Raw genomic sequence first — 23,349 nt, 5'->3', positions numbered from 1 at the left:
CGCGGTGACCTCGCAGATGCATCGGAGCCCGTGATGAGTGCCGACCAACGCCGGGCGCTGCTGATCTGCAACGCGAAGGCGCGCAACGGCGGCCTCGACCTCGACGAGGTGCGGAGCATCCTGCGGGCGGGCGGCATCGAGCCGGTGGAGCCGCCGCCGGACGCCGATTGCCGAGAAGTGATCCGGGCGCACGCCAAGGATGTCGACCTCGTGATCCTGGGCGGCGGCGACGGCACCATGAACATGGCCGCACCCGCCCTGGTGGAGAGCGGGCTGCCCCTTGCTATCCTGCCGCTGGGCACCGCCAACGACCTCGCCCGATCCCTGGACCTGCCGCTGGATCCGATCGCCGCGGCGCGGTTCATCCCGAATGCCGCGACGCGGCCGGTCGATCTCGGCTGGGTCAACGGCCACTACTACTTCAACGTCGCCAGCATCGGCTTCTCAGCCGAGCTCGCGGGCGAACTCACGGCCGAATCGAAGAAGACCTGGGGCGTGCTCGGCTACGCGGTGGCGGCCATCCGGGTGCTGCGCCGGGTGCGGCCGTTCACGGTGACGATCGAGCACGACGGCACGGTCGAGCGGGTGACGACCATCCAGGTCTCGGTCGGCAACGGGCGCCATTACGGTGGCGGTATGACCGTGGAGGAAGCCGCCACGGTCGATGACGGCAAGCTCGATTTCTACAGCCTGGAAGTCGCCCATTGGTGGCGGCTGATCGCGCTGCTGCCGGCCCTGCGCCGGGGCACCCATGGACGCGCGGCCGACGTGCGCGCCTTCCAGACCCGGGAGATCAAGATCGCGACGCGCAAGCCCCGGCCGGTGAATACCGACGGCGAGCTGACCACGCATACGCCCGCCCACTTCAAGGTCTTCCCGAAGATCCTCCGGGTGTACGCTCCCGATCCGGCGGACAGTGCCGGTCCGTTCGATCTGGCCGCCCTCGGCAGCCGCCTCTTCCCGACCAGCGAGACGCACGACCCGTGACCGACCTGATCCAGCTTGCGAGCCAGCCCGCGATCTGGGTCGCCCTGGCGACCCTCATCGTGATGGAGGTGGTGCTCGGCGTCGACAACCTGATCTTCATCTCGATCCTGACCAACAAGCTGCCGGCCGACCAGCAGACGCGGGCGCGGCGGATCGGCATCGGTCTGGCCTTGATCCTGCGGCTCGGTCTGCTGGGCACGGTCGCGTTCATCGTGCACCTGACCGAGCCGGTCTTCTCGGTGCTCGGACAGGACTTCTCCTGGCGTGACCTGATCCTGATCGGCGGCGGCCTGTTCCTGCTCTGGAAGGCCACCAAGGAAATCCATCACAGCGTCGACCCCGACGACCCGGCCGACACCGGGAAATCCGGCGGCACGATCGGGTTCGGCGCGGCGATCGGCCAGATCCTGCTCCTCGACCTCGTGTTCTCGATCGACTCGATCATCACCGCGGTGGGCATGACCGAGCACGTGCCGGTGATGATGGTGGCCGTGGTCGTGGCGGTGATCGTCATGCTGGTCGCGGCCGAGCCGCTCTCGGCCTTCATCGCCCGCAACCCCACCGTGGTGATGCTGGCTTTGGGCTTCCTGATCATGATCGGCATGACGCTGATCGCGGAAGGCTTTGGGGCGCACGTGCCGAAGGGTTATATCTACACCGCCATGGCGTTCTCGGCCGGCGTCGAAGGCCTCAACATGCTGGCCCGCGGACGCAAGCGGGCGGCCGCCGCCGGCACGGAGCGGAGCCCGCGCTGAGCGGTCCCGTCCCGCCGGCCTCCGGCGCAAGCGGCGACACGGCGCTGGAGACACCCATGCGGATCGCGGCCCTCCTGTGCGCCCTGCTGACCGCCAGCCCCGCCGGCGCGGAGACGGTCCCGATGCCCCCCTCCCCTGCGGCCCGGCACGACCTCGCCCCCACCGGCACCCTCCGGGCGGCGATCAATCTCGGCAATCCGGTGCTCGCCCGGTCCGGGGCGGACGGCCCGGCCGGCGTGTCGGTGGATCTCGCCCGGGCGCTGGCGCAGCGGCTCGGCGTGCCGGTGGCGTTCGTGACGTTTACCGGCGCGGGGGCCGTCTCGGGCTCGGCCGGGGCCGGGACCTGGGACATCTGCTTCCTGGCGATCGACCCGAAGCGCGCCGAAGGCATCGCCTTCACGGCCCCCTACGTGCTGATCGCCGGCAGCTACCTCGTCCCGGCCGACGCGCCGATCCGGAGCCTGCCCGACGTCGACCGCGACGGGATCCGGATCTCGGTGGGGCATGACAGCGCCTACGACCTGTTCCTGACCCGTACGCTGCGCCACGCGACCCTGGTGCGGGCGCCGACCTCGGCGGAGGCGGTCACGGCCTTCGCCCGGGACGGGCTCGACGTGGCCGCCGGGGTCCACCAGCCGCTCGCCGCCTACGCGGCCGCGCACCCGGAGGTGCGACTGCTGCCGGGGCACTTCATGGAGATCCCGCAGGCGATGGGTCTGCCGGTGGGCCGGGACGCGGGGGCGGCGTATCTGGCCGACTTCCTCGCCCAGGCGAAGGCGGACGGGATGATCGCACGCAGCCTCGCGGCCGGCGGGCAGGATCCCGGGCTGGCAGCACCCTGATCCAAGCCGGGTGCATCCTGCCGCCTCGATCAGCGCGATTCGCAGCGCAGGGTGAGCCGCGCTGGCGATATCGACGCGGGCGTCCAGCGAGAACGTGTCGCGCTTCCCGCGCATCAGGTCGCCACGCGGGCGCGCAAGGCCGGGCTGCGCGGCGACGCTGCAAGCAGCGGGTCGGCCCGTGCCGCCATGTCAGGCGCTTCGATCGGTGTGTTCGCGCGATCCCTGGAGCCCTCCTGCGAGGCCCAGCGATCCTCGATCGCCGGACCTCGCAGGCCGAGGTGAGCGGGATCGGCAGGCCCGCCCTCGTTACACCACCAGATTGACGATCCGCCCCGGCACGACGATCACCTTGCGCGGCGGCTTGCCCTCCAGGATCTTCTGGACCGTCTCCAGGGCCAGGGTCGCGGCTTCGACAGCCTTAGCGTCGGCGTCGCGCGGCACGGTCACGTCCGCGCGCTTCTTGCCGTTGATCTGGACCGGCAGGGTGATCTCGTCCTCGACCAGGAGCCCCGCCTCGGCCTCCGGCCAGGGGGCCTGGGCGGCGAGGCCGGGGCGGCCGAGCGCGGTCCAGCATTCCTCGGCGAGGTGCGGCATCATCGGGGCGATGAGCTGCACCAGGATGCCCGCCGCCTCCGTCGCCGCCGCGCCCGAGACCGGCCCGCGCAGCCCGTCCTCGAGGGCGTTGGCCAAGGTGTAGATGTGGGCGACGCAGCGGTTGAACCGCAGGCGCTCGATATCGTCCTGCACGGCGGCGAGCGCCCGGTGGGCGGCTTTGCGCAGGGTGAGGTCGGCGGCGCCATCCCCGCTCGCGGCCAGCGCGGCATGGGTCAGCCGCCAGACTTTCTGGACGAACCGGGCGGCGCCCTGCACGCCCTCCTCGCTCCAGATCACGTCGCGCTCGGGCGGCGAATCGGAGAGGACGAACCAGCGCGCCGTATCGGCCCCGTAGCTTGCGATGATGTCGTCCGGATCGACCACGTTCTTCTTGGACTTCGACATCTTCTCGATCGAACCGATCGCGATCGGCGCCTGAGTTTTCACGTGAAACGCGCGGCGCTCGCCCTCCTCGGTGGAGAAGCGGATCTCGGCCGGCGGCACCCAGGCGCCGGCCGCGTCCTTGTAGGTCTCGTGGACGACCATGCCCTGGGTGAACAACCCGGCAAACGGCTCGGAGACGCCGGCCCAGCCGGTCTCGCGCATCGCCCGCATGAAGAACCGGGCGTAGAGCAGGTGCAGGATCGCGTGCTCGATACCGCCGATATACTGGTCCACCGCCAGCCAGCGATCGACCGTGGCGCGGTCGGTGGGGGCGTCGGTGAGCCAGGGCGCGGTGAAGCGCGCGTAGTACCAGGACGAGTCGACGAATGTGTCCATCGTGTCTGTCTCGCGCCGGGCCGGGGCGCCGCAGGTGGGGCACGGTACGGTCCGCCAGACCTGGTCGCGCTCCAGCGGGTTGCCGGGCTGGTCGAACGAGACCTCCTCGGGCAGCTTCACCGGTAGGTCGGAGACCGGCACCGGCACCGGGCCGCAGGACTCGCAGTGGATGATCGGGATCGGGCAGCCCCAGTAGCGCTGGCGCGAGACGCCCCAGTCGCGCAGGCGGAACTGGACCTTGCGCTTGGCCACGCCCTCCCGCTCCAGCCGGCGCGCCACCGCCTCGAAGGCCTCCCCGGTGGTCATGCCGTCGAGGAAGCGCGAATGGATCATCCGCCCGTCCTCGACATAGGCGGTGGTGGTGATCAGGAACGCCTCCGGGTCCTGCCCCTCGGGGCAGACCACCGGGACGTTGCCGAGCCCGTACTTGTTGGAAAAGTCGAGGTCGCGCTGGTCATGCGCCGGGCAGCCGAACACCGCTCCGGTGCCGTAGTCCATCAGCACGAAGTTCGCGACGTAGACCGGCAGCGTCCAGGCCGGGTCGAGGGGGTGTCGGACGGTCAGGCCGGTGTCGAAGCCGAGTTTTTCCGCGGTGTCGATCGCCGCCTGGGCGGTGCCGGTGCGCCGGCATTCCTCGATGAAGGCCTGGAGATCCGGGTTGTTCGCGGCAACCGCTGCTGCCAGCGGATGGTCGGCCGCGATCGCCAGGAACCGGGCGCCGAACAGGGTGTCGGGCCGGGTGGTGTAGACCGTCACCGACTCGGCCTCGCCGGCCGGAGGCCGGGCCAGGTCGAACCGGACTTCCAGTCCCTCGGAGCGGCCGATCCAGTTCTTCTGCATCAGCCGGACTTTTTCCGGCCAGCGGTCCAGCCCGTCGAGGGCTGTGAGCAGATCCTCGGCGAAGTCAGTGATCTTGAAGAACCACTGGGTCAGCTCGCGCTGCTCGACCAGGGCGCCGGAGCGCCAGCCGCGCCCGTCGATCACCTGCTCGTTGGCCAGCACGGTGTGGTCCACCGGGTCCCAGTTCACCTTGGCGGTGCGCCGGGTCACCAGGCCCTTGTCCAGGAAGTCGAGGAACATCCGCTGCTGGTGCTTGTAGTAATCGGGGTCGCAGGTGGCGATCTCCCGGCTCCAGTCGAGCGACAGGCCCATGGCCTTCAGCTGGTCGCGCATCGACGCGATGTTGGCGTAGGTCCAGTCCCGCGGGTTGACCTTGCGCTCCATGGCGGCGTTCTCGGCCGGCAGGCCGAACGCGTCCCAGCCCATCGGGTGGAGCACGTTGAAGCCCCGGGCGCGCTTGTACCGGGCGACCACGTCGCCCATCGCGTAGTTGCGCACGTGGCCCATGTGGATGCGCCCCGACGGGTACGGGAACATCTCCAGCACGTAGTATTTCGGGCGCCCGTCAGAATTGTCGGTCTCGAACAGGCGTTGCTCGGCCCAGGCGGCCTGCCAGCGCGGCTCGGCATCCTTGGCGTTGTAGCGCTCGACGGGCTGGGGGGCGGTGCTGGTCATGGGTCCGGCTGGGTCAGAGGCTCGGCGGCTGATCGGGGAGAGCCGCGGCACGGTTGCGGCCCAGTAGCATATCTGCGCCGGAGCCGGTCAACGGATGCAGGGATCCGGGCTTGCGCGAGGCGCGCAACGGCATAGGTCGGCGGGGCAAGGGACCGATGTCCCATCAGGATAGGCACGCGATGGACGACGCGATCACCGGGCAGACCGCTCCCGCCACCGACGGGATGGGGCAGCCGACCGCCAAACCCCCGGTCGGCGAGGCCGACGTCGCCGCCGGCCTCGCCGAGGTGCGAGCCGCCGTCGCGCAGGCGGCCGAGGATTCGGAGCGCGACCCCGCGGAGGTCCAGCTCGTGGCCATCTCCAAGACCGTGCCGGCGGAGGGCATCGTTCCGGCCCTGGGGGCGGGGCACCGGGTGTTCGGAGAGAACTACGTCCAGGAATCCGCCGCGAAATGGCCGGACCTGCGGGCCCGCTACCCGGATGTCGAGCTGCACCTCGTGGGCCCGCTGCAATCCAACAAGGCCCGCGAGGCGGTGGCCCTGTTCGACGTGATCCACGCCCTCGACCGGCTGTCGCTCGCGGCGGCGCTCGCCAAGGAAATCAACCGCGCGGGTCGGACCCCGAAGCTGCTGATCCAGGTCAATACCGGCGCGGAGCCGCAGAAGGCCGGGGTCCTCCCGGATCAGCTCGCCACGCTGCTGGCCGAGTGCCGCGACACCCACGGGCTCGCGATCCAGGGCCTGATGTGCATCCCGCCCGCGGAGGACCCGCCCTCGGCCCATTTTGCCCTGCTCGCCCGCCTGGCGCGGGATCACAACCTGCCGATCCTCTCGATGGGCATGAGCGCGGATTTTCCGGCGGCGATCCAGCAGGGCGCCACCCATGTCCGCGTCGGGACCGCCATCTTCGGGGCCAGGCCCCGGAAGGCGTGAGCCTCACCCGATCCGAAGATGCGTGCGTGGGCCGAGGCGCCCGAGCAGGCGCAGCAGGTCCGACCGGGCCAGGGCGACGCAGCCCTCGGTGGGGCGGTAGCCGTCCCGGGCGATATGCAGGAAGATCGCGGAGCCCCGTCCCCTCCGGATCGGCGCGCGGTTGTAGTCGAGGTCGATCACCACGTCGTAGAGCCCGTCGTCGCGCCACATCGATTCGGCACTGATGCCCGGGGCCGGCAGGCGGATCGGCCGGTTGTAGCGGCGGTCCCGGCGGTCGTCGCACCAGCCGTCGCCCGGCCGGGTCGCCCGCAGGGGCAGCGCCGAGCGCGGGCGCAGGCCGAGATGGTCCGGGCGGTACGCGCCGCCCCGCAGGCGGAAGCGACCGCGCGGCGAGCCGCCGTCGCCCTCGCGCTTGTCGGAGACGATGCCGCCCGCCCCGAGGGCGCAGGGGATCACCGCCGGGCCGACCAGGAGCTGGCCCCGGCAGCGGTCGCCGACCAGTGCGCGGACCCGGATCTCGCTCACGGTCATGCGGACCGGTCCGGGCCGCTCGCGCCGATGTCCCCGCACAACACCCCTCCCCTACCGGTCGCACGCGCCCCGGTCCGGCCCGCGGTGATGCGGCGCCAGGGGCGGATCGGCAGGGGTTATGCCCGGTATCCAATACCGAAACCGTGAAAAATTGCGCACAAGGCAATTTCCGGCCACAAACGAAGCTCTATCCTTACGGTGGAACCTAGGCCGTCGAAGCCGGGATTCGGGAGCGAATCAGCCCACCGCCCTGCGACGGGGGGACCGAGCGCCCTTGGATTCCGGCGCGCCGGCCCCGCTTTCCTGGAGCCGGCCGTGTTGTCACGCGACGGGCGGCGTGCTCCAGATCCTTGTCATCGCGCACTGTCTCCGAACACCGGGTCTCCCGGTCCCGCAGCGTGCTCCAGGGCCCCGGACGATGTCGAATGTCTATCGCCTGCTGATCTGTGACGACGACGCGATCCTGCGCGACACGCTCACCGAGCAGCTCGACCTCTGCGAAGAATTCACCGTGGTCACCGAGGCGAACGCCGCGGACGCGGTCCGGCGGGTCGGGGCCGAGCGCATCGATCTCGCCGTGATGGATGTCGGCCTGCCCGACCTCGACGGACGCGAGGCCGTGCGCCGGATGCGGGCCGGCGGCTTCCGCGGCCCGGTGATCATGCTGACCGCGCAGGACTCGGAGGCGGACCACGTCGAGGGGCTTGAGGCGGGCGCCAACGACTACGTCACCAAGCCGTTCAAGTTCGGCATCCTGCTCGCCCGGATCCGCGCGCATCTGCGCAGCCACGAGGCGTCCGAGGACGCGGTGTTCCAGATCGGCCCGTACACGTTCCGGCCCGGCGCCAAGCTGCTGGTCGGCGAGCGCGGCTCGAAGCTGAAGCTCACCGAGAAGGAGACCGCGATCCTGCGCTTCCTGTACCGGGCCGGCCGGGCCGTGGTGAACCGCGACACGCTGCTCGCCGAGGTCTGGGGCTACAACGCCCACGTCACCACGCACACGCTGGAGACGCATATCTACCGGCTGCGCCAGAAGATCGAGCCGAACCCCGCCACCGCGGCGATCCTCGTCACCGAGGGCGGCGGCTACAAGCTGCTGCCCTGATCGAATCGCGCCCGTCGCAGGGCGCACGCGGAGCCGGGTGCGATTGCAACGCGGTTGGGAACGGCTTTAGGGATTTGCGTGTACGCGAGGCGCAGGCTCGTTTGCACGCAGGCGGTGAGGCGGTTCCTTGGGGCTCGACGACGACATCGCGATCCTCGCCGACGCGCCGCTGTTCGGCTTCCTCGACCGGGACGCGCTGCGCCTGCTGACCTTCGCGGCCGAGCGGCGCGAGCTGGCGGACGGCGACCTGCTGTTCGCCCGCGGCGACCCGGCCGATGGCGGCTTCGTGGTGATGTCGGGCACGATCCGGCTCGCGCCCCGGGTGCCGGATGCCGAGCCGGTCCGTGCCGGGCGCTCGGCGCTGATCGGGCAGCTCGCCCTGTTCGTGCGCGGCACCCGGCCGACCGAAGCGCGGGCCGAGGGCGCCGCCGAGGTGATGCGCATCACCCCGACGCTGATGCGGCGCGTGCTGGAGGAATTCCCCGCGGCCGCGCAATCCGTCTACGACACCCTGGCGATCGACCTCGTGGACCTCGTGACCGATCTCGACCGGGTGCGGGTGCTGCTCGAGGATTGATCCGGGCGGATTGCGCCGGCTCCCCGGGTGACAGCCCCGGTGCCCGCGAGTAAGCACGGGCTCCCGCCATCGAGAGCATCGTGCGCCCATGTCCACCTCCGACCTCGCCAAGACCATCGAGACGGCCTGGGAAGAGCGCGCCGGCATCTCGACCTCGACCCAGGGCGCCGTCCGCGAGGCCGTCGAGGAGGCGTTGAACCTGCTCGATTCCGGCAAGGCCCGGGTCGCCGAGAAGAGCGGCAACCAGGATTGGGTCGTCAATCAGTGGCTGAAGAAGGCGGTGCTGCTGTCCTTCCGGCTCAACGACATGGCGACGATCGATGGCGGCCCCGGCGGCGCGCCGTGGTGGGACAAGGTCGCGTCCAAGTTCGCGGGCTGGGGCGAGGCGGAGTTCCGCGCCGCGGGCTTGCGTGCCGTGCCGGGCTGCTTCGTGCGCCGCGGCTCCTACATCGCGCCGGGCGCCGTGCTGATGCCGAGCTTCGTCAACCTGGGCGCCTATGTCGGCGAAGGCACCATGGTCGACACCTGGGTGACGATCGGCTCCTGCGCGCAGGTGGGGAAGAACTGCCACATCTCCGGCGGCGCCGGCATCGCCGGCGTGCTCGAGCCGCTCCAGGCCAACCCGGTGATCATCGAGGACGATTGCTTCATCGGCGCCCGCGCCGAGGTGGCCGAGGGCGTCATCGTCGGCCAGGGCAGCGTGCTGTCCATGGGCGTCTATATCGGCGCCTCGACCAAGATCGTCGACCGCAGCACCGGCGAGGTGATGTACGGCCGCGTGCCGCCCTACTCCGTGGTGGTCTCGGGCACGATGCCCGGAAAGGCTCTGCCGGACGGCACCCCGGGCCCGGGCCTGTACTGCGCGGTGATCGTCAAGCGCGTCGATGCCGGCACCCGCTCCAAGACCGCGATCAACGAGCTGCTGCGCACCTGATTCTTTTGGGACTTGAGGGCGGCCCTGTGGAGTCGACGCGGACCCTGGACCTGATCGTGGCGGGCCGGCCGGTGCCGACCCCGTGCGCCGTGATCGGTGCGGGGCCCGACGCGCTGCTGCTGCCGGCCCTGTCCACGATCTCGGACCGGTCCGAGATGCACGCCCTCGCCCACGCCATCGGCTCCGAGTACCGCTGCCTGGTGCCGGACTGGCCGGGCTTCGGCGCCCGGCCGCGCACCCGGCTGCCGCTCGGTCCCGACACCCTGCACGCCTTCCTGGACGCGCTGCTCGCCGCCGCGCCCGGCCCCTACGCGGTCGGGATCGCGGCGGGCCACGCCGCAGGCTATCTCGTCGCCGCGGCGCGCAGGCACCCGGCAGCGTTCGCGCGCCTGGTTCTGGTGGCGCCGACCTGGCGCGGGCCGCTGCCCACCGCGATGCCGAGCCGGGCGCACTGGTTCCCGCGGATCCGCCGGGCCGTCGAGGCGCCGATCCTCGGCGAGGCGCTCTACCGGCTCAACATCAGCCCGCCGATCATCGGCCGGATGATGCGCGCCCACGTCTACGCGGACGCGGCTCACGTCACACCGGCTCTGATTCGCGCCAAGCACGCCATCACCCGGCAGCGCAACGGCCGCTTCGGCACCGCCGCCTTCGTCACCGGCGGCCTCGACCCGGTGGGCGACCGCGCGGCCTTCCTGGACCTGTTCGGGGACGGCCTGCCGCCGACCCTGGTGCTGCGGCCGGAGAACGCCCCGCGCCGCTCCGGCGCCGAGATGGACGCGCTGATCGCCCACGGCCGGGTCGCCAGCACCGCGATCCCCGGCGCGCTCAGCCCGCACGAGGAGTTTCCGGCCGCGGTCGCAACCGCGATCCGAGCGAATTAGCCGGCAAATTTATCGATTCAAAAAGTCCGGGACCTTTTGCGGGTCCAGGGCTGAGCCCTGGCATCATCAGGGCTCAGCCCCGATCACCGGGCTCAGCCCTTTGGAAACCCATGCTCCGGTGGCATCGTGATGACACCGCGATGGTAGGGGAAGCGGGCGCGCTGGAGCGGATCTGGGCCGGTGAAGATCAGCCGCGTCCGGAACGAGACCGGGCTGACGCAGATCAGGTAGCCCCGCAGGGCCTTGTCGCCGGGGACGAACAGGGCCGTCGCCAGATACCGCTCCTCGGCCCGGACCCAACCGGGGATGGGCAGGCCCCAGCGCCGGGCCAGATGCTCACCGGCCCCACCCAGGAACGCGTCCGCCTCCGGCCGCCCCAGCAGGCCGGGCTCGTCGGCCACGAAGGCGGCCTGCCGGGCAACGTCGCCATCGGCCGCGTAGAAGGCGTCGAGGAAGTCGCGCAGGTGATGCTCCCAGTCGCCGTCGCCGCGCGCGCGCTCGACCACGGCAGCCAGGGAACGCGGCCTCATGGCGTCCCCGCGAAGACGGCCGAGAATCGACTGCGGGCCTCCGGTGATGGGTCTTCGCCGTAGATCGCGCGGTACAGCTGTTCCAGGGCTTCCACATCACGCAGGCCCAAGTGAGCGGCCAGGGCACGGGCGTCGTTCAGGTCACGGTCGCCGCGATCCAGGCTCTGCAGGGCATGGAGTTTCATCGCCAGGAGGTAGGCGGGTTTGGCCACAACCGTCCGAAGTCCCGGCGTCCCATCAGCCGGGAACGTGCCGGACAGGGCGAACAGCGTCTCATCCTCGTCGAGCGGGGTGAACATCCCGACGGCGTCGTTGAGCCAATCCGACTCCAGTCCCATCCGCGCGGCGACCCGGGCCACCGAGGGTGCCAGGGCTGCCTCGTCGTAGCCGGGTCGCACGACCGCATCGACATCCTCGGTGCTGCGCCGCCAGGCGAATTGCAGCATCAGCGCGCCGCCACCGTAGACGGCGATCTCGACGAACCGTCCGTACTCGGCGAGGTCGGCACCGAGTGCCTCGAAAGCCTCGAGGAGGCGGGCGCGGTCGAGCGGCTGAGCCATGGGGTCGGAAGGCCGGAGCGGGGATGGTGCAGCGTTCGCGTGAACGCGGCTTCGGGTCAACCGCCCCGCCCGCTCGACGAACCGCCGGGTTCGCCCCTGGACAGAATGAGAGCCCTGTGTGCGGACTGAACCGTCCCGCCAAGTCGTTCGTTTGCAAGTCGGTCGTTTGTCTGCGGGACCGGCCCGCCTCCGCTCCCGCCCCTTCGCCGACACCGCCAAGGATCCGATGCGCCGCACCCTGACCTTGCCGATCCTCGCTCTGCTGGCGGCCGCGACCCCGGTGCGCGCCGAGGATATGCCCCAGCCAGCCCCGGCGAACCCGCCGGCGGCGCCGTCGCTCGGGGCCGACACGCTCAAGCCGGGCAAGCCGGCGATCAAGCCCTACCTGGCCGAGACCGCGGGTCCCGATGCCGTCCAGATCCTGCCGGCGCCGCCGGCCCACGACGCGCCGCTCGACAAGGCCGACCGGGCGGCCTTCAACAGCACCCGCGCGCTGAAGGGCAGTGCCCGCTGGGAGATCGCCGCGAACGACGTGTCGGAGGGGGCCTCCGCGGTCCTCGAGAACTTCGCCTGCGTGCTCGGCATCCGCATCGACCAGACCCGGGTGCCGGCGGTGATGAACCTCCTCGAGCGCACGCGCCTCGACCTCGCCCGGGCGACCCGCGGCCCCAAGGTCCATTACCGGCGGCTGCGGCCCTTCGTGGGCAACGAGGCGCCGATCTGCGTCCAGCGGACCCAGGCGCTCACCGACAGCTTCAGCTACCCGTCCGGCCATGCCACGCAGGGCTGGGCCTACGCGCTGATCCTGGCCTCCCTGGTGCCCGAGAAGGCGACCGCGATCCTGGCTCGTGGCCGGGCCTACGGCGAGAGCCGGGTCGTGTGCGGGGTGCACTGGCTGAGCGACGTGGCGGCGGGGCGGATCACCGGCTCCTCGGTCCTCGCCACGCTGATGGGCGATCCGGGCTTCCGGGCCGATCTGGAGAAGGCGCGGGCCGAGCTCCGGGGCGCCCTGTCCGGCGGCGGCGCGGCCCCCGACCAGGCCATCTGCACCCGCGAGGCCGACGCCCTCCGGGAGCCGCCGCTGGAGTTCTGAGCCACGAACGAGTCCAGATGCGAACACCTCCAAGTGTCCGACTGACGACACGCTTTCGGGCTGATCGATCGCCCGCGACGGGATGATCTTGGGGTCGAAGCGCCGATGCGTGGCGCATCCCGGGATCCATCGTGCCGCCGCGTTCCGCCCGCCTCGGGCTTCTGCTCACCGCCACCGCCCTGACGAACGCCGCCGTCGCGCGGGGCACGGACGTCAAGGGCGCAGACGTGCAGCTCAACGAGATCTCGGTCGAGGCCGCCCGCCCGACCTCGGTTCTCCCGGCCGGGGCCGGCTTCGGCGGCGCCAACGTGAGCGGCGGCAACGGCAACAGCGCGGCCACCGGCGGCGGGGGCGGCGGCCCTCGGGTCTCACCGCCGACCGTCACCCTGTCCGACGCCCTGGTCGCCTACGACGTTGCGGCGCTCGATCCGAAAGACAAAGGGTTTCGTGCACCGATCAACGCGCTCAACCTCTTCGACCGCAGCTCCACGACCTGCGAGGCGGGCTTCTGCTATCGCGGCGCCCCCGCCACGGTGATCGGCAGCCTGATCTATCGCTGGTCGCGGCTCCCGCGGGGCAGGGGAGCATGGCAGGTTCCCGTCCCCGGCACTGGAGGTCGATGCGGCTCCTGTCCTAAGGCCGGAGCCTCGTCCTCCCACCCGGGCCGCCCATGCTCTCGACCCTGCTGGTCGTGCTGCCGATCTTCGCGCTGATCTTCGCCGGCTGGCTGGCGCGGCGGATCGGCGTGCTCGGCACTGCGGCGACCACCGAGCTCAACCGGTTCGTGGTGTTCCTGGCCCTGCCGGCGCTGCTGTTCGACGTGACCGCGCACGCGCATTGGAGCGCGATCTGGAAACCCGGCTTCATCGGCGCCTTCGGGCTGAGCAGCCTGGCGGTGTTCGCCCTGACGGTGCTGATCCGGCGCGGGGAGGGGCGACCGCTCTCCGACGCCGCCGTGGACGGGCTCAACGCCGGCTATCCCAATACCGGCTTCATGGGCTTTCCGCTCGGGCTGGTCGCGTTCGGCCCGGAGGCGCTGGCCCCGACAACCGTGGCTGCGATCCTCACGGTCTGCGGGGTGTTCGCGGTGGCGATCGTGCTGATCGAGACCGGGCTGCGGCGGGAGACCGGCGATGGCGGCGCGGGCGGGTCCGGCGTCCCGGTCTGGCGCACGGTCGGCCGGTCGCTGATCCGCAACCCGCTCCTGGTGGCGCCGGCGCTGGGCGCCCTGGTACCGACCGCCGGCCTCACCCTGCCGGTGTCGGCCGAGACCTTCCTGAAGCTCCTCGGGGGCGCGGCCTCGCCCTGCGCCCTGGTGGCGCTCGGCTTGTTCCTGGCCCAGAAGCGCCGGCCCGGCGGCGCGCAGACCCGGGCGGCCGCCCTTCTGGTCGGCCTCAAGCTCGCCGGGCAGCCGCTGCTGGCCTACGGGCTCGGCCGCTTCCTGTTCGACCTGCCGCCGCTGCTGCTGCACGTCGCGGTGCTGATGGCGGCCCTCCCCACCGGCACCGGCCCGTTCATGCTGGCGGAATTCTACCGCCGGGAGGCCGACCTGACCGCCCGGGTGGTGCTGGTCTCGACGATCCTGTCGATCGTCACGGTGTCGGGCTATCTGGCAACGGTCTGAAACACCGCGACCACGCTCCCGCCGCAGAGGAATCGTAACGGTTGCCGCGTAGCCTCATGGCGCGGCCCGCCCGGTCCGGGCTAAGAGTGGCGGCGATGACGCGGGGCGGAACGGCGACGTGATGGTGCGTTCGGAAGTATCGGTTGCGGGCCGGGTCGGCCGCCTCGCCTGCGTCGCCGGCCTGGCGCTGAGCCTGTCGGCCTGCTTCCGTCCGTTGTACGGGCCGACCGCCTCCGGCGAGACCGTGCAGGCCCTGCTGGCCTCCGTGCAGGTCGACGACGTGGCGATGGCGCAAGGGCAGGAGCGGCTCGGGCATTACCTGCGCAGCGAACTGGTGTTCGAGCTCGACGGGTCGGGCCAGCCGTCGAGCAAGCGCTATCGGCTGAAGCTCTCGGGCTCCGAGATCGTGCAGACCCCGATCGTCTCCTCCACCACCGGCCGCGCCGAGGCCGGTACGCTGGTCGCCAACATCAAGTACAGCCTGGAGGACATGGCCGGCGCCAAGGTCTACTCCGAGGGCGTGGCCACCTCGACCGCGACCTACGACCGCTCGGTCCAGCGCTTCGCCAGCCAGCGGGCGGCGCGCGACGCCGAGATCCGCCTGGCCAGCGTGCTGGCGGACCAGATCAAGACCCGCCTCGCGGCCGTGCTGTCCACCAAGCCGTGAGCCGGCTTTGACGGCCGTCAAGGCGGGCGAGATCGAGGGGCTGATCCGGCGCGGGCCCGATCCGCGCATCCCGGTGATCCTGGTCTACGGGCCCGATACCGGCCTGGTCACAGAGCGCGCCCGCAAGCTCGCCGAGGATTTCGTCACCGACCCCGGCGATCCCTTCGCGCTGGTGCGGATCGACGGCGACACCCTCGCCTCCGACCCGGGCCGGCTGTGCGACGAGGCCGGCACGATGGGGCTGTTCGGCGGCCGCCGGTCGATCTGGGTCCGGCCCGGCAGCCGCAACTACGCGCCCGCCGTCGAGGCGGTGCTGGCCGCCGAGATCGCCGACGCGCGCGTCGTCGTGGAGGGCGGCGACCTCGCCAAGAACAACCCGATGCGCGTCCTCTGCGAGCGCTCGCCCCGGGCGCTGGCGATTCCCTGCTACGCCGACGACGAGCGCACGCTCGGCGACCTGATCGACCGCACCCTTCAGGAGCGCAGCCTGCGGATCGACCGGGCCGCCCGGGAAGTCCTGGCCCGCAGCCTGGGCGGCGACCGACGGGCGAGCCTGATGGAGATCGAGAAGCTGGCGCTCTACGCGGCCGGGGAGGGGACCGTGACCCTCGACCATGTCGAGGCCGTGACCAGCGACGTCGCCGCCAGCGTGCTCAACACCCTGATCGACGCCGCCTTCGACGGGCGCCGCGAGGCGGTGGAGCGCGACTACCGGCGCTTCCGGCACGAGGGGCTGGATCCCGGCGTGGTGCTGGGCTCGGCCCTGCGGCACGCCCTGACCCTGCTGGCGACTCGCCTCGACAATCCGGACAAGACCCCGGCCCTGATGGCGGCGGCCTGGCGGGGCCTGCATTTCAAGCGCAAGGCCAGCATCGAGGGCCAGCTCGCCACGTGGCCGGCCGGCACCCTCCGGCAGGCCGCCAAGGCCCTGCAGGAGGCCGTCCTGGCCTGCCGACGGGCCGAGCCGGAACTGGCCCACGCTCTCGCTTCGGCGGCGCTGCTGCGGGTGGCGGAGGCGGGGGCAAGGCGGCGGCGTTAGAGGTGATGCTGGCTCGATAGGACGCGCAGGCCTGCAATGGCGTGCGTTCCCCTCACGGGGGGATTTGAGTCTTCGCACGGTCGGGACTTCTCGCAGCGCGCGATCATCCACTTCGTCATCTCAGGGCCGCGCAGCGCAGCCCGGGATCCATAGCCGCCGAAAGATCAAGGTCCGGCGCCGTCGGCGGATCCGGATTCCGGGCTCGCCTGCGGCGCCCCGGAACGACAAGGCGATTCATCCTGTGGCCGCGACACCTCCGATCGAAGGCGGGATCTCGGAGGTCGTTGAAGCGCTGGGAGACCGCGAAACGCGTCCTCAGCCCTCCTCCGGCTCCGACACCTTGAAGCGGTTGAGCAAACCTTCCAGCTCGTCCTGGGTCTCGTAGCGGATGCGAATCTCGCCGGATTCCGCGTCCTTGGGCTTGTACGTCACCTCGACGCCCAGGGCCCGGCGGATGCGCAACTCCAGGTCGCGCACCGGGGCAGGGCGCTCGGCGGAGAGCCGCGGACGGCCGGGGCGGGGAGTGTCGGGCTTCGCGGCATCGGCGGCCTCCGACGCCGCCACCGCCTCGACCTCGCGCACCGACAGGCCTTCGGCCACGACCCGGCGGGCCACGCCCTCGGGATCGCGCACGGCCAGGAGCGCCCGGGCATGGCCGGCGGTAAGTTCCCCGGCGGTGACCCGGTCCTGCACGGCGGGCGGCAGGTTGAGCAGCCGCAGGGTGTTGGCGAGATGGCTGCGGCTCTTGCCGAGGATCTCGGCCAACTCCTTCTGGGTATAGGCGAAATCCTGCATCAGGCGCTCGTAGCCCGAAGCCTCCTCGATCGGGTTGAGGTCGGCCCGCTGGACGTTCTCCAGGATGGCGAATTCCAGGGAGGCGCGGTCGTCGATCTCGACGATCACCACCGGCACCTCGTCGAGGCCGCCCTTCTGGGCCGCGCGCCAGCGCCGCTCGCCCGCCACGATCTCGAAAGCCCCCGGCACATCGCCGAGCGGCCGGACCACGATCGGCTGGATGATGCCGCGCTGGCTGATCGATGTCGCGAGCTCGGCGAGTTCCGCCTCGCCGAAGCTGCGGCGCGGGTTGCGCGGGTTCGGGCGCAGGAATTCCACCGGGACCTTGCGCTGCGGCTCGATCTTTCCGTCGAGCTTGGCCGCCTGTCCGGCGTCGCCGAAATCGCCGATCAGCGCCGCGAGCCCGCGCCCGAGACGGGGTCGTGCCCCCTCCTCCGCCATCCTTGTCACCCGTGTCACGCTCCGCACTCGATCCCCGGCTTCTGGGGATCACACAATCACGCCGCCGCCGGCACCCGGCCTTCACGCTGGATCACCTCGGAGGCGAGGCGCAGATACGCTTGGCTGCCGGCACATTTCAAATCGTAGAGCAAAGCCGGCTTGCCGTGGGACGGCGCCTCGGAGATGCGGACGTTCCGGGGGATCACGGTCTCGTAGACCTTGTCGCCCATGAAACCGCGCACATCCGCCACCACCTGGGCGGAGAGGTTGTTGCGCGGGTCGAACATCGTCAGCACGATGCCCTGGATGGTCAGCTTCGGGTTCAGGGCGCCCCGGACCTGCTCGACGGTGCGCAGCAGCTGGCTCAGGCCCTCCAGGGCGAAGAACTCGCATTGCAGCGGCACCAGCACCGCGTCGGCGGCGGCGAGCGCGTTGATGGTCAGCAGGTTGAGCGAGGGCGGGCAATCGATCAGCACGTAGCTGATCCGGTTCAGGCTCTGCGCCTGGGCGATGTCCTTGAGCACGGCGCGCAGCCGGTGCGCCCGGTCGGGCAGGGTCGCCAGCTCCATCTCCAGGCCGAGCAGATCCATGGTGGAGGGCGCGATCGACAGCCGCGGCACCGCCGTGGGGATCACCGCCTCGGCCAGCGTCGCCTCGCCGATCATGACGTCGTAGGTCGAGACGTGACGGCGTGCCCGGTCGATGCCCAGCCCCGTGGAGGCGTTGCCCTGCGGATCGAGATCGAGCACCAGCACGTCCTCGCCGATCGCCGCCAGCGCGGTGCCGAGGTTGATCGCGGTCGTGGTCTTGCCGACGCCGCCCTTCTGGTTGGCGAGCGCGAGGATGCGCAGGGGATGCCGCACGGACGGGCCTGGGGTGGAGCTACGGGCGGGATCACGGACAGGATCGCGGGAAGGATCCATGGACCGGTCGGCGGAGTCGCCGAGGATCGCTTCGGTCATCGATGGCTCGGGGCGGCGAGGGCAGTGACGCGCACGATCCGGGCTTCGGAATCAGTCCGGCTCGGCACGAGGTCGTTAACGACTCTCCACTGCGCGGCGGCCTGGGTCAATTCAGCTTGCACGTCGCGCCCTTTCGGAAACAGGCCGGTGGTGCCCGTTTTCAACAGCGGCTCGGTCCAGGCGAGGAGCTGCGTCATCGGCGCCAGAGCACGGGCGCAGACCACGTCGACGCCGGCGAACTCGCCGATCACCGCCTCGATCCGCGCGTTGCGCACCCGGGCCGGGGCACCGGTCAGCCGCGCCGTCTCGGTGAGGAAGGCGCATTTGCGCGCGTTGCTCTCCACCAGATCGACCTGGATGCCGCGTGACCGACCCGCGATGGCGAGGATCAAGCCCGGTATCCCGGCGCCGGAACCGAGGTCCAGCCAGGTTCGGGCCTCGGGGGCGAGGTCCAGGAGTTGCAGCGCGTCGTCGATGTGCCGGCTCCAGACCTCCGCCAGGGTGGCCGGGCCGACGAGGTTCTTGATCGGCTGCCAGCGCCGGAGCTGCGCGACGTAGAGATCGAGCAGCGCGGCTGTTTCACGTGAAACACCGGAGGCCGCCAGGATCCGGGTGCGGTCCGAGTCGCTCATGACGCGCGCCGGCCGGCGTCCGGCACGGCCCGTCTGGCATGGGCGGCCAGGAGGGTGAGGGCAGCCGGCGTGACGCCCTCGATCCGCGCCGCCTGGCCGAGGGTGCCCGGCCGAACGGTCTCAAGCTTGACCCGCATCTCGTTCGAAAGGCCGCTGATCCCGGCATAGTCGAGGCTCGGCGGCAGCCGCACGGCCTCGTCGCGCCGGAAGGCGGCGATGTCGGCATTCTGCCGATCGAGATAGACCGCGTAGGTCGCGTCGGTCTTGAGCCGGTCCGCCACCCGCGGCGACGTCCCGGCCAGTTCCGGCCAGATCGCGGCGAGCTGCCCCCAGGCGATCTCGGGATAGGCCAGCAGCTGGAACGCGCTGCGGCGGATGCCGTCGCGGTTCAGCACGATCCCGTGGGTGGCGGCCTGGCTGGGGGTGAGGCTGACCGCGTCGAGGCGGGCCCGCGCCGCCTGGAGCTGCTGCTGGGAGGACGCGAAATGAGCCGCCCGACCCGGCCCGATGCAGCCCAGCGCGAGGCCGCGCGGGGTCAGGCGCTCGTCGGCATTGTCGACCCGCAGCGACAGGCGATACTCGGAGCGCGAGGTGAACATCCGGTACGGCTCGCTGACCCCGTGGGTGACGAGGTCGTCGATCATCACCCCGAGATAGGATTCGGCCCGATCGAAGGTCGCGGCGTCGAGGCCGCCGGCGCGCCGGGCCGCGTTGAGCCCAGCCACGAGCCCTTGGCCTGCCGCCTCCTCGTAGCCGGTGGTGCCGTTGATCTGGCCGGCCAGGAACAGGCCGGGCAGGCGCTTGACCTGCAGCCCGGCATCGAGCTCGCGCGGATCGACGTAATCGTACTCGATGGCGTAGCCCGGCCGCAGGATGGCGGCGCGCTCGAGCCCGGGGATCAGCCGGATCAAGTCGTTCTGCACAGTTTCGGGCAGAGCCGTGGAGATGCCGTTCGGGTAGATCGTCGGATCGTCCAGCCCCTCCGGCTCGAGGAAGATCTGGTGCCCCTCCCGGTCGCCGAAGCGCACCACCTTGTCCTCGATCGACGGGCAGTAGCGCGGGCCGCGGCTGGCGATGCCGCCGGAATACATCGGCGAGCGGTGGAGGTTCGCCCGAATCAGGTCGTGGACCGCCTGGTTGGTCCGGGTGATGCCGCAGCGGATCTGCGGCGTGGTGATCCTGTCCGTGAGCGTCGAGAACGGCACCGGGTCGGCATCCGCGTCCTGCATCTCCAGACCGGACCAGTCGATGGTGCGTCCGTCGAGGCGGGGCGGGGTGCCGGTCTTCAGACGACCCAGTCGCAGGTCGAGCCGGTCGAGGGTCTGGGCCAGCCCGATCGCCGGCGCCTCCCCGACCCGGCCGGCCGGGATCTGGCGCTCGCCGATATGGATCAGCCCGCGCAGGAACGTGCCGGTGGTGAGCACCAGGGCCCCGCAGGCGATGGTGCGGCCATCGGCCAGCACGAGACCGCGGAGGCGCCCCTCGGGATCGAGGACGAGATCCTCGCAGGCGCCCGCAACCACCGTGAGGCCGTCCGTTTCCGCGACGGCCGCCTGCATGGCGGCGGCGTAGAGCTTGCGGTCGGCCTGGGTGCGGGGTCCGCGCACGGCCGGCCCCTTGCGGCGGTTGAGCAGCCGGAACTGGATGCCGGCCGCATCCGCGACCCGGCCCATCAGGCCGTCGAGGGCGTCGACCTCCCGGACGAGATGGCCCTTGCCGAGCCCCCCGATGGCGGGATTGCACGACATCGCCCCGATCGTGGCGGGGTCGTGGGTGACCAGGGCCGTGCGGGCGCCGCAGCGGGCGGCGGCGGCAGCCGCCTCGACGCCGGCATGGCCGCCGCCGACGACCACGACGTCGAACCGGTCGGATGATGTGGTGCGCATGCGGGTGATTACGCGGGTGCGGCCGGGACGGTCAACGCATCCGGCCGCGGGACCCTTGGATCGAACCAGAGAATCGACGCGCTCGACGCCTGTGTCCCACGCATGGCGGGGCAGGGGGCCATGAACACGGCGCAGTATTCGAGGCCGTCCGGGCGAGCGCAGCACGAATTCTTGCCGGCAGAACTTCGGAAATTCCAAGCGGCGCGCAGACAGATAAGCTCTCGCGCACGCTTGCCAGTGCTTTCGCGTCGTGCCAGCCTGTACACGAGATGAAATCCTGAACGGACAACGGCGTCCGACAGGCCCCGGGACCGGGACTGTTTCGCAGCGTCGGCGGGCGGCGCGCGATGCGGAGGGATTGCGATGTCGTCGCTGACCATCGGCCTGGGTGCCGCCTGCTGCGCGGCCGGCGCCGCCGCCCACTTCCTCGATCACACCCACCGCAAGGAAGGCCTGTTCGGCCTGGCGGCCTTCGGGCTGCTGCTGACCGGGATGTTCCTCAGCCGGTCATAGGCGGGCGTGGCGGTCGAAATCGGGGGGTAGCTGTTCCCCGCCCCACCCCGCGGCGCGACCTCATCCGACGCGAGCCGAGCGCGGACGGGAGATGCCGACCGGGCTTCCCCTCACCCGGTCATGGCCGTGGCGGTGTAGCCGGCCTTGGTGAGGGCGTCGGCGATCACCAGGGCCTGGGCGTCGGTGCGGATCGCGACACGCCCGGATTCCCGGTCCACCTCGACCTCGGCCCCCGGGTCGATCCGGTTGACCGTGCGGGTCACCGCGGCGGCGCAGCCGTCGCAGGTCATGCCCTCCACCTGCATCAGCAGGTCGGCGCGCGTCTCGTCCATCCGGGCCTCCATCAACCGTGTCACCGGCATTCCTGTGACGGGCATGTCGGAGCGCGGCGCAGCCGGCGCAAGACGCCTCAGAATTGAGCGGGCATGCGGAACGCGTAGTCGACCTTCAGGCCGAACTGGAACTGGTCGGGATTGCCGAACGGCCGGCGCACCAGCGGGCTGTCGCCGGACGCGCCCAGGATGCGGGCGTAGCCGGCATAGGCCGTGTAGGCCCAGGTCTCGCTCTGGGTGTAGGTCACGGCGCCGAGCACCCCCGCCGAATAGAAGCCGCCGGGATTGTACGGGGTCACACGGCCGTTGAGCGCGGCCTCGGCCGGCGACACGCCAAAATACTTCCGGGCGTAGCTGGCATCGCCGACGTTGAGGCGCGGGCCGATCGAGAACAGGAACGCACCCGTCGGCATCAGGTAGTCGGCGGCCAAGGAGCCGACCGTGCCGTGATGCCCGTAGACGCCCTGGCGGATTTCCACACGGGTGCGGATGGACGGGGCGGGGTAGAACTCGGCGAACACGCCGGGCTCCAGGGCGATGCGCGCATCCCGGAATCCGAACAGGTGGCGCCGGTCGTCACCGTAATAGCGGCCGGGCACGATCCGGGCGGTCGGGCCGATCCGGAACACCGGATCGTCGTAGAACGAGACGCTGAAGCCGTCATCCGGGGTCGAGAAGCGGCGCGGCTCGCCGGCCTTGCGGATGTCGACCGAGGGATAGCCGACCGCGGTGTAGTCCGATGCGCCGGGATAGCGCGGGATTGCCTGGAGCGAGGCGCTGACCGTGACGATCCAGGTGCTCGGATCGACGGCGCCCGGGTCGAGCTGCGTGAAGACCGGCCCCCGGCGCGCGGGCGCCGCCTCAAGATCTGCCGCGCGGCTCGGGGCGGCGGCGAGGACCAGAACGAGGGCGCCGACGGACGAGCCGACACGACGGAGAGAACGGAGCATCGGAACGCACTTCGGAACGCTTGAAGACACTGTGGTCATAGCCGCGCTTTATGCCGCCTTTTCTTTCCATCCACATGAGCGACCCGCGCAATCGTCTTCCGAGCACTCGCAAACCGCCTGTCCGTGACGATTCCGCAACGTTCCGGCTGGCTCCGGCACCACACCGGGCGGAAATCGCGTCCGCTCGCCTTGCCGCCGGGGCCGCGCGGCGACAAAGATCTCCGAATCGGTCTTCGCCCGCCGAATCAATCCCGGGACTTCTCCCGGCGGCCGGTGCGTGACCCGGGTAGGTGTTTTTGAAGATGGTCCCGGTCCTCGGCCGGTACGCGGGGCTGTTGGCGGCCGGGCTCCTGGCGCTGGTCGTGCTCGGGCCGCTGGCGGTGTTCGCGCCGCTCATGAGCGCCCTGGCGCTCGGTGCGCTCGCCGCCGTGGCGGCCGGCCTCGCCCAGGCGCGTACCACCGCCCTGAAGGCGCGCTGCGAGAAGCTGTCCGGCGAGGTCGATCTGCTGTCCCGGCGGCTGCTGAAGGCCGAGACCGCCGTCGTGCCGCCGCGGCCGGAGGCCGGCGATCCCGCACTGCGGGCCGAGGTCCAGGAGCTGACCGTGGAGCTGGGGCTGCTCAGCGGCATCGTCCGCGACCTGACGACGGTGGTCAGCACCCAGGATACCGAGATCGCCAGCCTCAAGGCCCGGCCCGAGCCGCGCCCGGAGCCCCCGCCAGCCGCGCTGCCGCCGGCCGAGCCGGAGCGCATCCCGGCGGCCCCCGGCGCCGAGCCTGACACGGCAATTCCCGCGAGCCCGCCGCGGGTGGCCCAGCCCGCGCCGCAACCCGTCGCCGGGACGCGCACTCCGGAGGCACCGCCGGTGCCGCGCCCAATCCCGCCCCGTCC

The 23,349-nt window shown here is 71.3% G+C and carries 23 protein-coding genes and 2 pseudogenes; 15 read left to right on the top strand and 10 right to left on the bottom strand.

Going from position 1 to position 23,349, the window contains the following annotated elements:
* The first annotated feature begins 33 nt into the window (after positions 1-33).
* From AC0IY0_RS24625 to AC0IY0_RS24615, 3 genes are read left to right on the top strand one after another with little or no spacing between them, the layout of a single operon-like run.
* A complete protein-coding gene (locus tag AC0IY0_RS24625) occupies positions 34-987 on the top strand; it encodes a lipid kinase (RefSeq protein ID WP_147910974.1) in 954 nt (317 codons plus the stop codon).
* Positions 984-1,742: a TerC family protein gene (locus tag AC0IY0_RS24620; protein WP_147910973.1), complete on the top strand. Its 759-nt coding sequence runs from the start codon at positions 984-986 to the stop codon at positions 1,740-1,742. Before AC0IY0_RS24625 ends, AC0IY0_RS24620 begins: the two co-directional genes overlap by 4 nt.
* A gap of 56 nt (positions 1,743-1,798) precedes the next feature.
* Positions 1,799-2,584, top strand: coding sequence for an ABC transporter substrate-binding protein (locus AC0IY0_RS24615; protein ID WP_471765923.1), 786 nt, complete (start codon positions 1,799-1,801; stop codon positions 2,582-2,584).
* 306 nt (positions 2,585-2,890) lie between these two features.
* Here the strand turns inward: AC0IY0_RS24615 and leuS are convergent, their stop codons facing one another.
* Positions 2,891-5,473, bottom strand: a complete 2,583-nt coding sequence (gene leuS / locus AC0IY0_RS24610; protein ID WP_471765922.1) for a leucine--tRNA ligase — start codon at positions 5,471-5,473, stop codon at positions 2,891-2,893.
* 179 nt (positions 5,474-5,652) lie between these two features.
* Between leuS and AC0IY0_RS24605 the strand changes: the two genes are divergently transcribed.
* Complete coding sequence (locus tag AC0IY0_RS24605; RefSeq protein WP_471765920.1) at positions 5,653-6,405, top strand: YggS family pyridoxal phosphate-dependent enzyme; 753 nt, start codon at positions 5,653-5,655, stop codon at positions 6,403-6,405.
* 3 nt (positions 6,406-6,408) lie between these two features.
* Here AC0IY0_RS24605 and AC0IY0_RS24600 read toward each other — a convergent pair whose 3' ends face one another.
* Complete coding sequence (locus AC0IY0_RS24600) at positions 6,409-6,936, bottom strand: L,D-transpeptidase family protein (RefSeq protein WP_147940908.1); 528 nt, start codon at positions 6,934-6,936, stop codon at positions 6,409-6,411.
* Positions 6,937-7,354: 418 nt separating this feature from the next.
* On the opposite strand from AC0IY0_RS24600, the gene AC0IY0_RS24595 reads away from it, so the two are divergent.
* From AC0IY0_RS24595 to AC0IY0_RS24580, 4 genes are all read left to right on the top strand, one after another.
* A complete protein-coding gene (locus tag AC0IY0_RS24595; protein WP_007563457.1) occupies positions 7,355-8,041 on the top strand; it encodes a response regulator transcription factor in 687 nt (228 codons plus the stop codon).
* 127 nt (positions 8,042-8,168) lie between these two features.
* Positions 8,169-8,618: a cyclic nucleotide-binding domain-containing protein gene (locus tag AC0IY0_RS24590; RefSeq protein ID WP_147910363.1), complete on the top strand. Its 450-nt coding sequence runs from the start codon at positions 8,169-8,171 to the stop codon at positions 8,616-8,618.
* Positions 8,619-8,706: 88 nt separating this feature from the next.
* Positions 8,707-9,552, top strand: a complete 846-nt coding sequence (gene dapD, locus AC0IY0_RS24585) for a 2,3,4,5-tetrahydropyridine-2,6-dicarboxylate N-succinyltransferase (protein WP_147910364.1) — start codon at positions 8,707-8,709, stop codon at positions 9,550-9,552.
* A gap of 26 nt (positions 9,553-9,578) precedes the next feature.
* Positions 9,579-10,436: an alpha/beta fold hydrolase gene (locus AC0IY0_RS24580; RefSeq protein ID WP_471765917.1), complete on the top strand. Its 858-nt coding sequence runs from the start codon at positions 9,579-9,581 to the stop codon at positions 10,434-10,436.
* 92 nt (positions 10,437-10,528) lie between these two features.
* Here the strand turns inward: AC0IY0_RS24580 and AC0IY0_RS24575 are convergent, their stop codons facing one another.
* Together AC0IY0_RS24575 and AC0IY0_RS24570 are read right to left on the bottom strand one after the other, a co-directional pair.
* Positions 10,529-10,966, bottom strand: coding sequence for a hypothetical protein (locus AC0IY0_RS24575; protein WP_147940905.1), 438 nt, complete (start codon positions 10,964-10,966; stop codon positions 10,529-10,531).
* Positions 10,963-11,526, bottom strand: coding sequence for a hypothetical protein (locus AC0IY0_RS24570; protein WP_419828730.1), 564 nt, complete (start codon positions 11,524-11,526; stop codon positions 10,963-10,965). Before AC0IY0_RS24570 ends, AC0IY0_RS24575 begins: the two co-directional genes overlap by 4 nt.
* 226 nt (positions 11,527-11,752) lie before the next feature.
* Between AC0IY0_RS24570 and AC0IY0_RS24565 the strand changes: the two genes are divergently transcribed.
* The 5 genes and pseudogenes from AC0IY0_RS24565 to holA all read left to right on the top strand — a co-directional run bounded on the left by AC0IY0_RS24565 (position 11,753) and on the right by holA (position 15,949).
* The gene (locus AC0IY0_RS24565) at positions 11,753-12,619 is read left to right on the top strand and encodes an acid phosphatase (RefSeq protein WP_419828729.1); all 867 of its coding nucleotides are present in this window, start codon (positions 11,753-11,755) and stop codon (positions 12,617-12,619) included.
* 365 nt (positions 12,620-12,984) lie between these two features.
* Positions 12,985-13,179, top strand: a pseudogene (locus tag AC0IY0_RS24560) (hypothetical protein); the annotation flags it as partial.
* 110 nt (positions 13,180-13,289) lie between these two features.
* Entirely contained in the window at positions 13,290-14,243 is a 954-nt protein-coding gene (locus tag AC0IY0_RS24555) for an AEC family transporter (RefSeq protein ID WP_471765915.1), read from the top strand.
* Positions 14,244-14,364: 121 nt separating this feature from the next.
* The gene (lptE, locus tag AC0IY0_RS24550; RefSeq protein WP_147910370.1) at positions 14,365-14,910 is read left to right on the top strand and encodes an LPS assembly lipoprotein LptE; all 546 of its coding nucleotides are present in this window, start codon (positions 14,365-14,367) and stop codon (positions 14,908-14,910) included.
* Between the two features lie 7 nt (positions 14,911-14,917).
* Positions 14,918-15,949, top strand: a complete 1,032-nt coding sequence (holA, locus tag AC0IY0_RS24545; RefSeq protein WP_471765914.1) for a DNA polymerase III subunit delta — start codon at positions 14,918-14,920, stop codon at positions 15,947-15,949.
* A gap of 315 nt (positions 15,950-16,264) precedes the next feature.
* Here holA and AC0IY0_RS24540 read toward each other — a convergent pair whose 3' ends face one another.
* Genes AC0IY0_RS24540 through mnmG form a run of 4 tightly spaced genes read right to left on the bottom strand, consistent with a single transcriptional unit; the run spans position 16,265 to position 20,665 of the window.
* Positions 16,265-17,185, bottom strand: a complete 921-nt coding sequence (locus AC0IY0_RS24540) for a ParB/RepB/Spo0J family partition protein (protein ID WP_471765912.1) — start codon at positions 17,183-17,185, stop codon at positions 16,265-16,267.
* Positions 17,186-17,241: 56 nt separating this feature from the next.
* Positions 17,242-18,147, bottom strand: coding sequence for a ParA family protein (locus AC0IY0_RS24535; protein WP_246692111.1), 906 nt, complete (start codon positions 18,145-18,147; stop codon positions 17,242-17,244).
* The gene (gene rsmG, locus AC0IY0_RS24530) at positions 18,144-18,779 is read right to left on the bottom strand and encodes a 16S rRNA (guanine(527)-N(7))-methyltransferase RsmG (protein WP_471765910.1); all 636 of its coding nucleotides are present in this window, start codon (positions 18,777-18,779) and stop codon (positions 18,144-18,146) included. The genes AC0IY0_RS24535 and rsmG overlap by 4 nt, the downstream gene beginning before the upstream one ends.
* Positions 18,776-20,665, bottom strand: coding sequence for a tRNA uridine-5-carboxymethylaminomethyl(34) synthesis enzyme MnmG (mnmG, locus tag AC0IY0_RS24525; protein ID WP_471765908.1), 1,890 nt, complete (start codon positions 20,663-20,665; stop codon positions 18,776-18,778). Before mnmG ends, rsmG begins: the two co-directional genes overlap by 4 nt.
* Positions 20,666-21,028: 363 nt before the next feature.
* On the opposite strand from mnmG, the gene AC0IY0_RS24520 reads away from it, so the two are divergent.
* A complete protein-coding gene (locus tag AC0IY0_RS24520; RefSeq protein ID WP_187193489.1) occupies positions 21,029-21,178 on the top strand; it encodes a hypothetical protein in 150 nt (49 codons plus the stop codon).
* Positions 21,179-21,288: 110 nt separating this feature from the next.
* Here AC0IY0_RS24520 and AC0IY0_RS24515 read toward each other — a convergent pair whose 3' ends face one another.
* Together AC0IY0_RS24515 and AC0IY0_RS24510 are read right to left on the bottom strand one after the other, a co-directional pair.
* Positions 21,289-21,510, bottom strand: coding sequence for a heavy-metal-associated domain-containing protein (locus AC0IY0_RS24515; protein WP_147857329.1), 222 nt, complete (start codon positions 21,508-21,510; stop codon positions 21,289-21,291).
* 77 nt (positions 21,511-21,587) lie between these two features.
* A complete protein-coding gene (locus tag AC0IY0_RS24510) occupies positions 21,588-22,460 on the bottom strand; it encodes a MipA/OmpV family protein (protein WP_471765906.1) in 873 nt (290 codons plus the stop codon).
* A gap of 302 nt (positions 22,461-22,762) precedes the next feature.
* Here AC0IY0_RS24510 and AC0IY0_RS24505 point away from each other — a divergent pair.
* A pseudogene (locus AC0IY0_RS24505) lies at positions 22,763-23,349 on the top strand (EAL domain-containing protein); the annotation flags it as partial.

The organism is Methylobacterium sp. AC315 (assembly GCF_979253755.1).
Note: the sequence above shows the minus strand (reverse complement) of the source record. Positions and strands in the feature narration are given on the sequence as shown.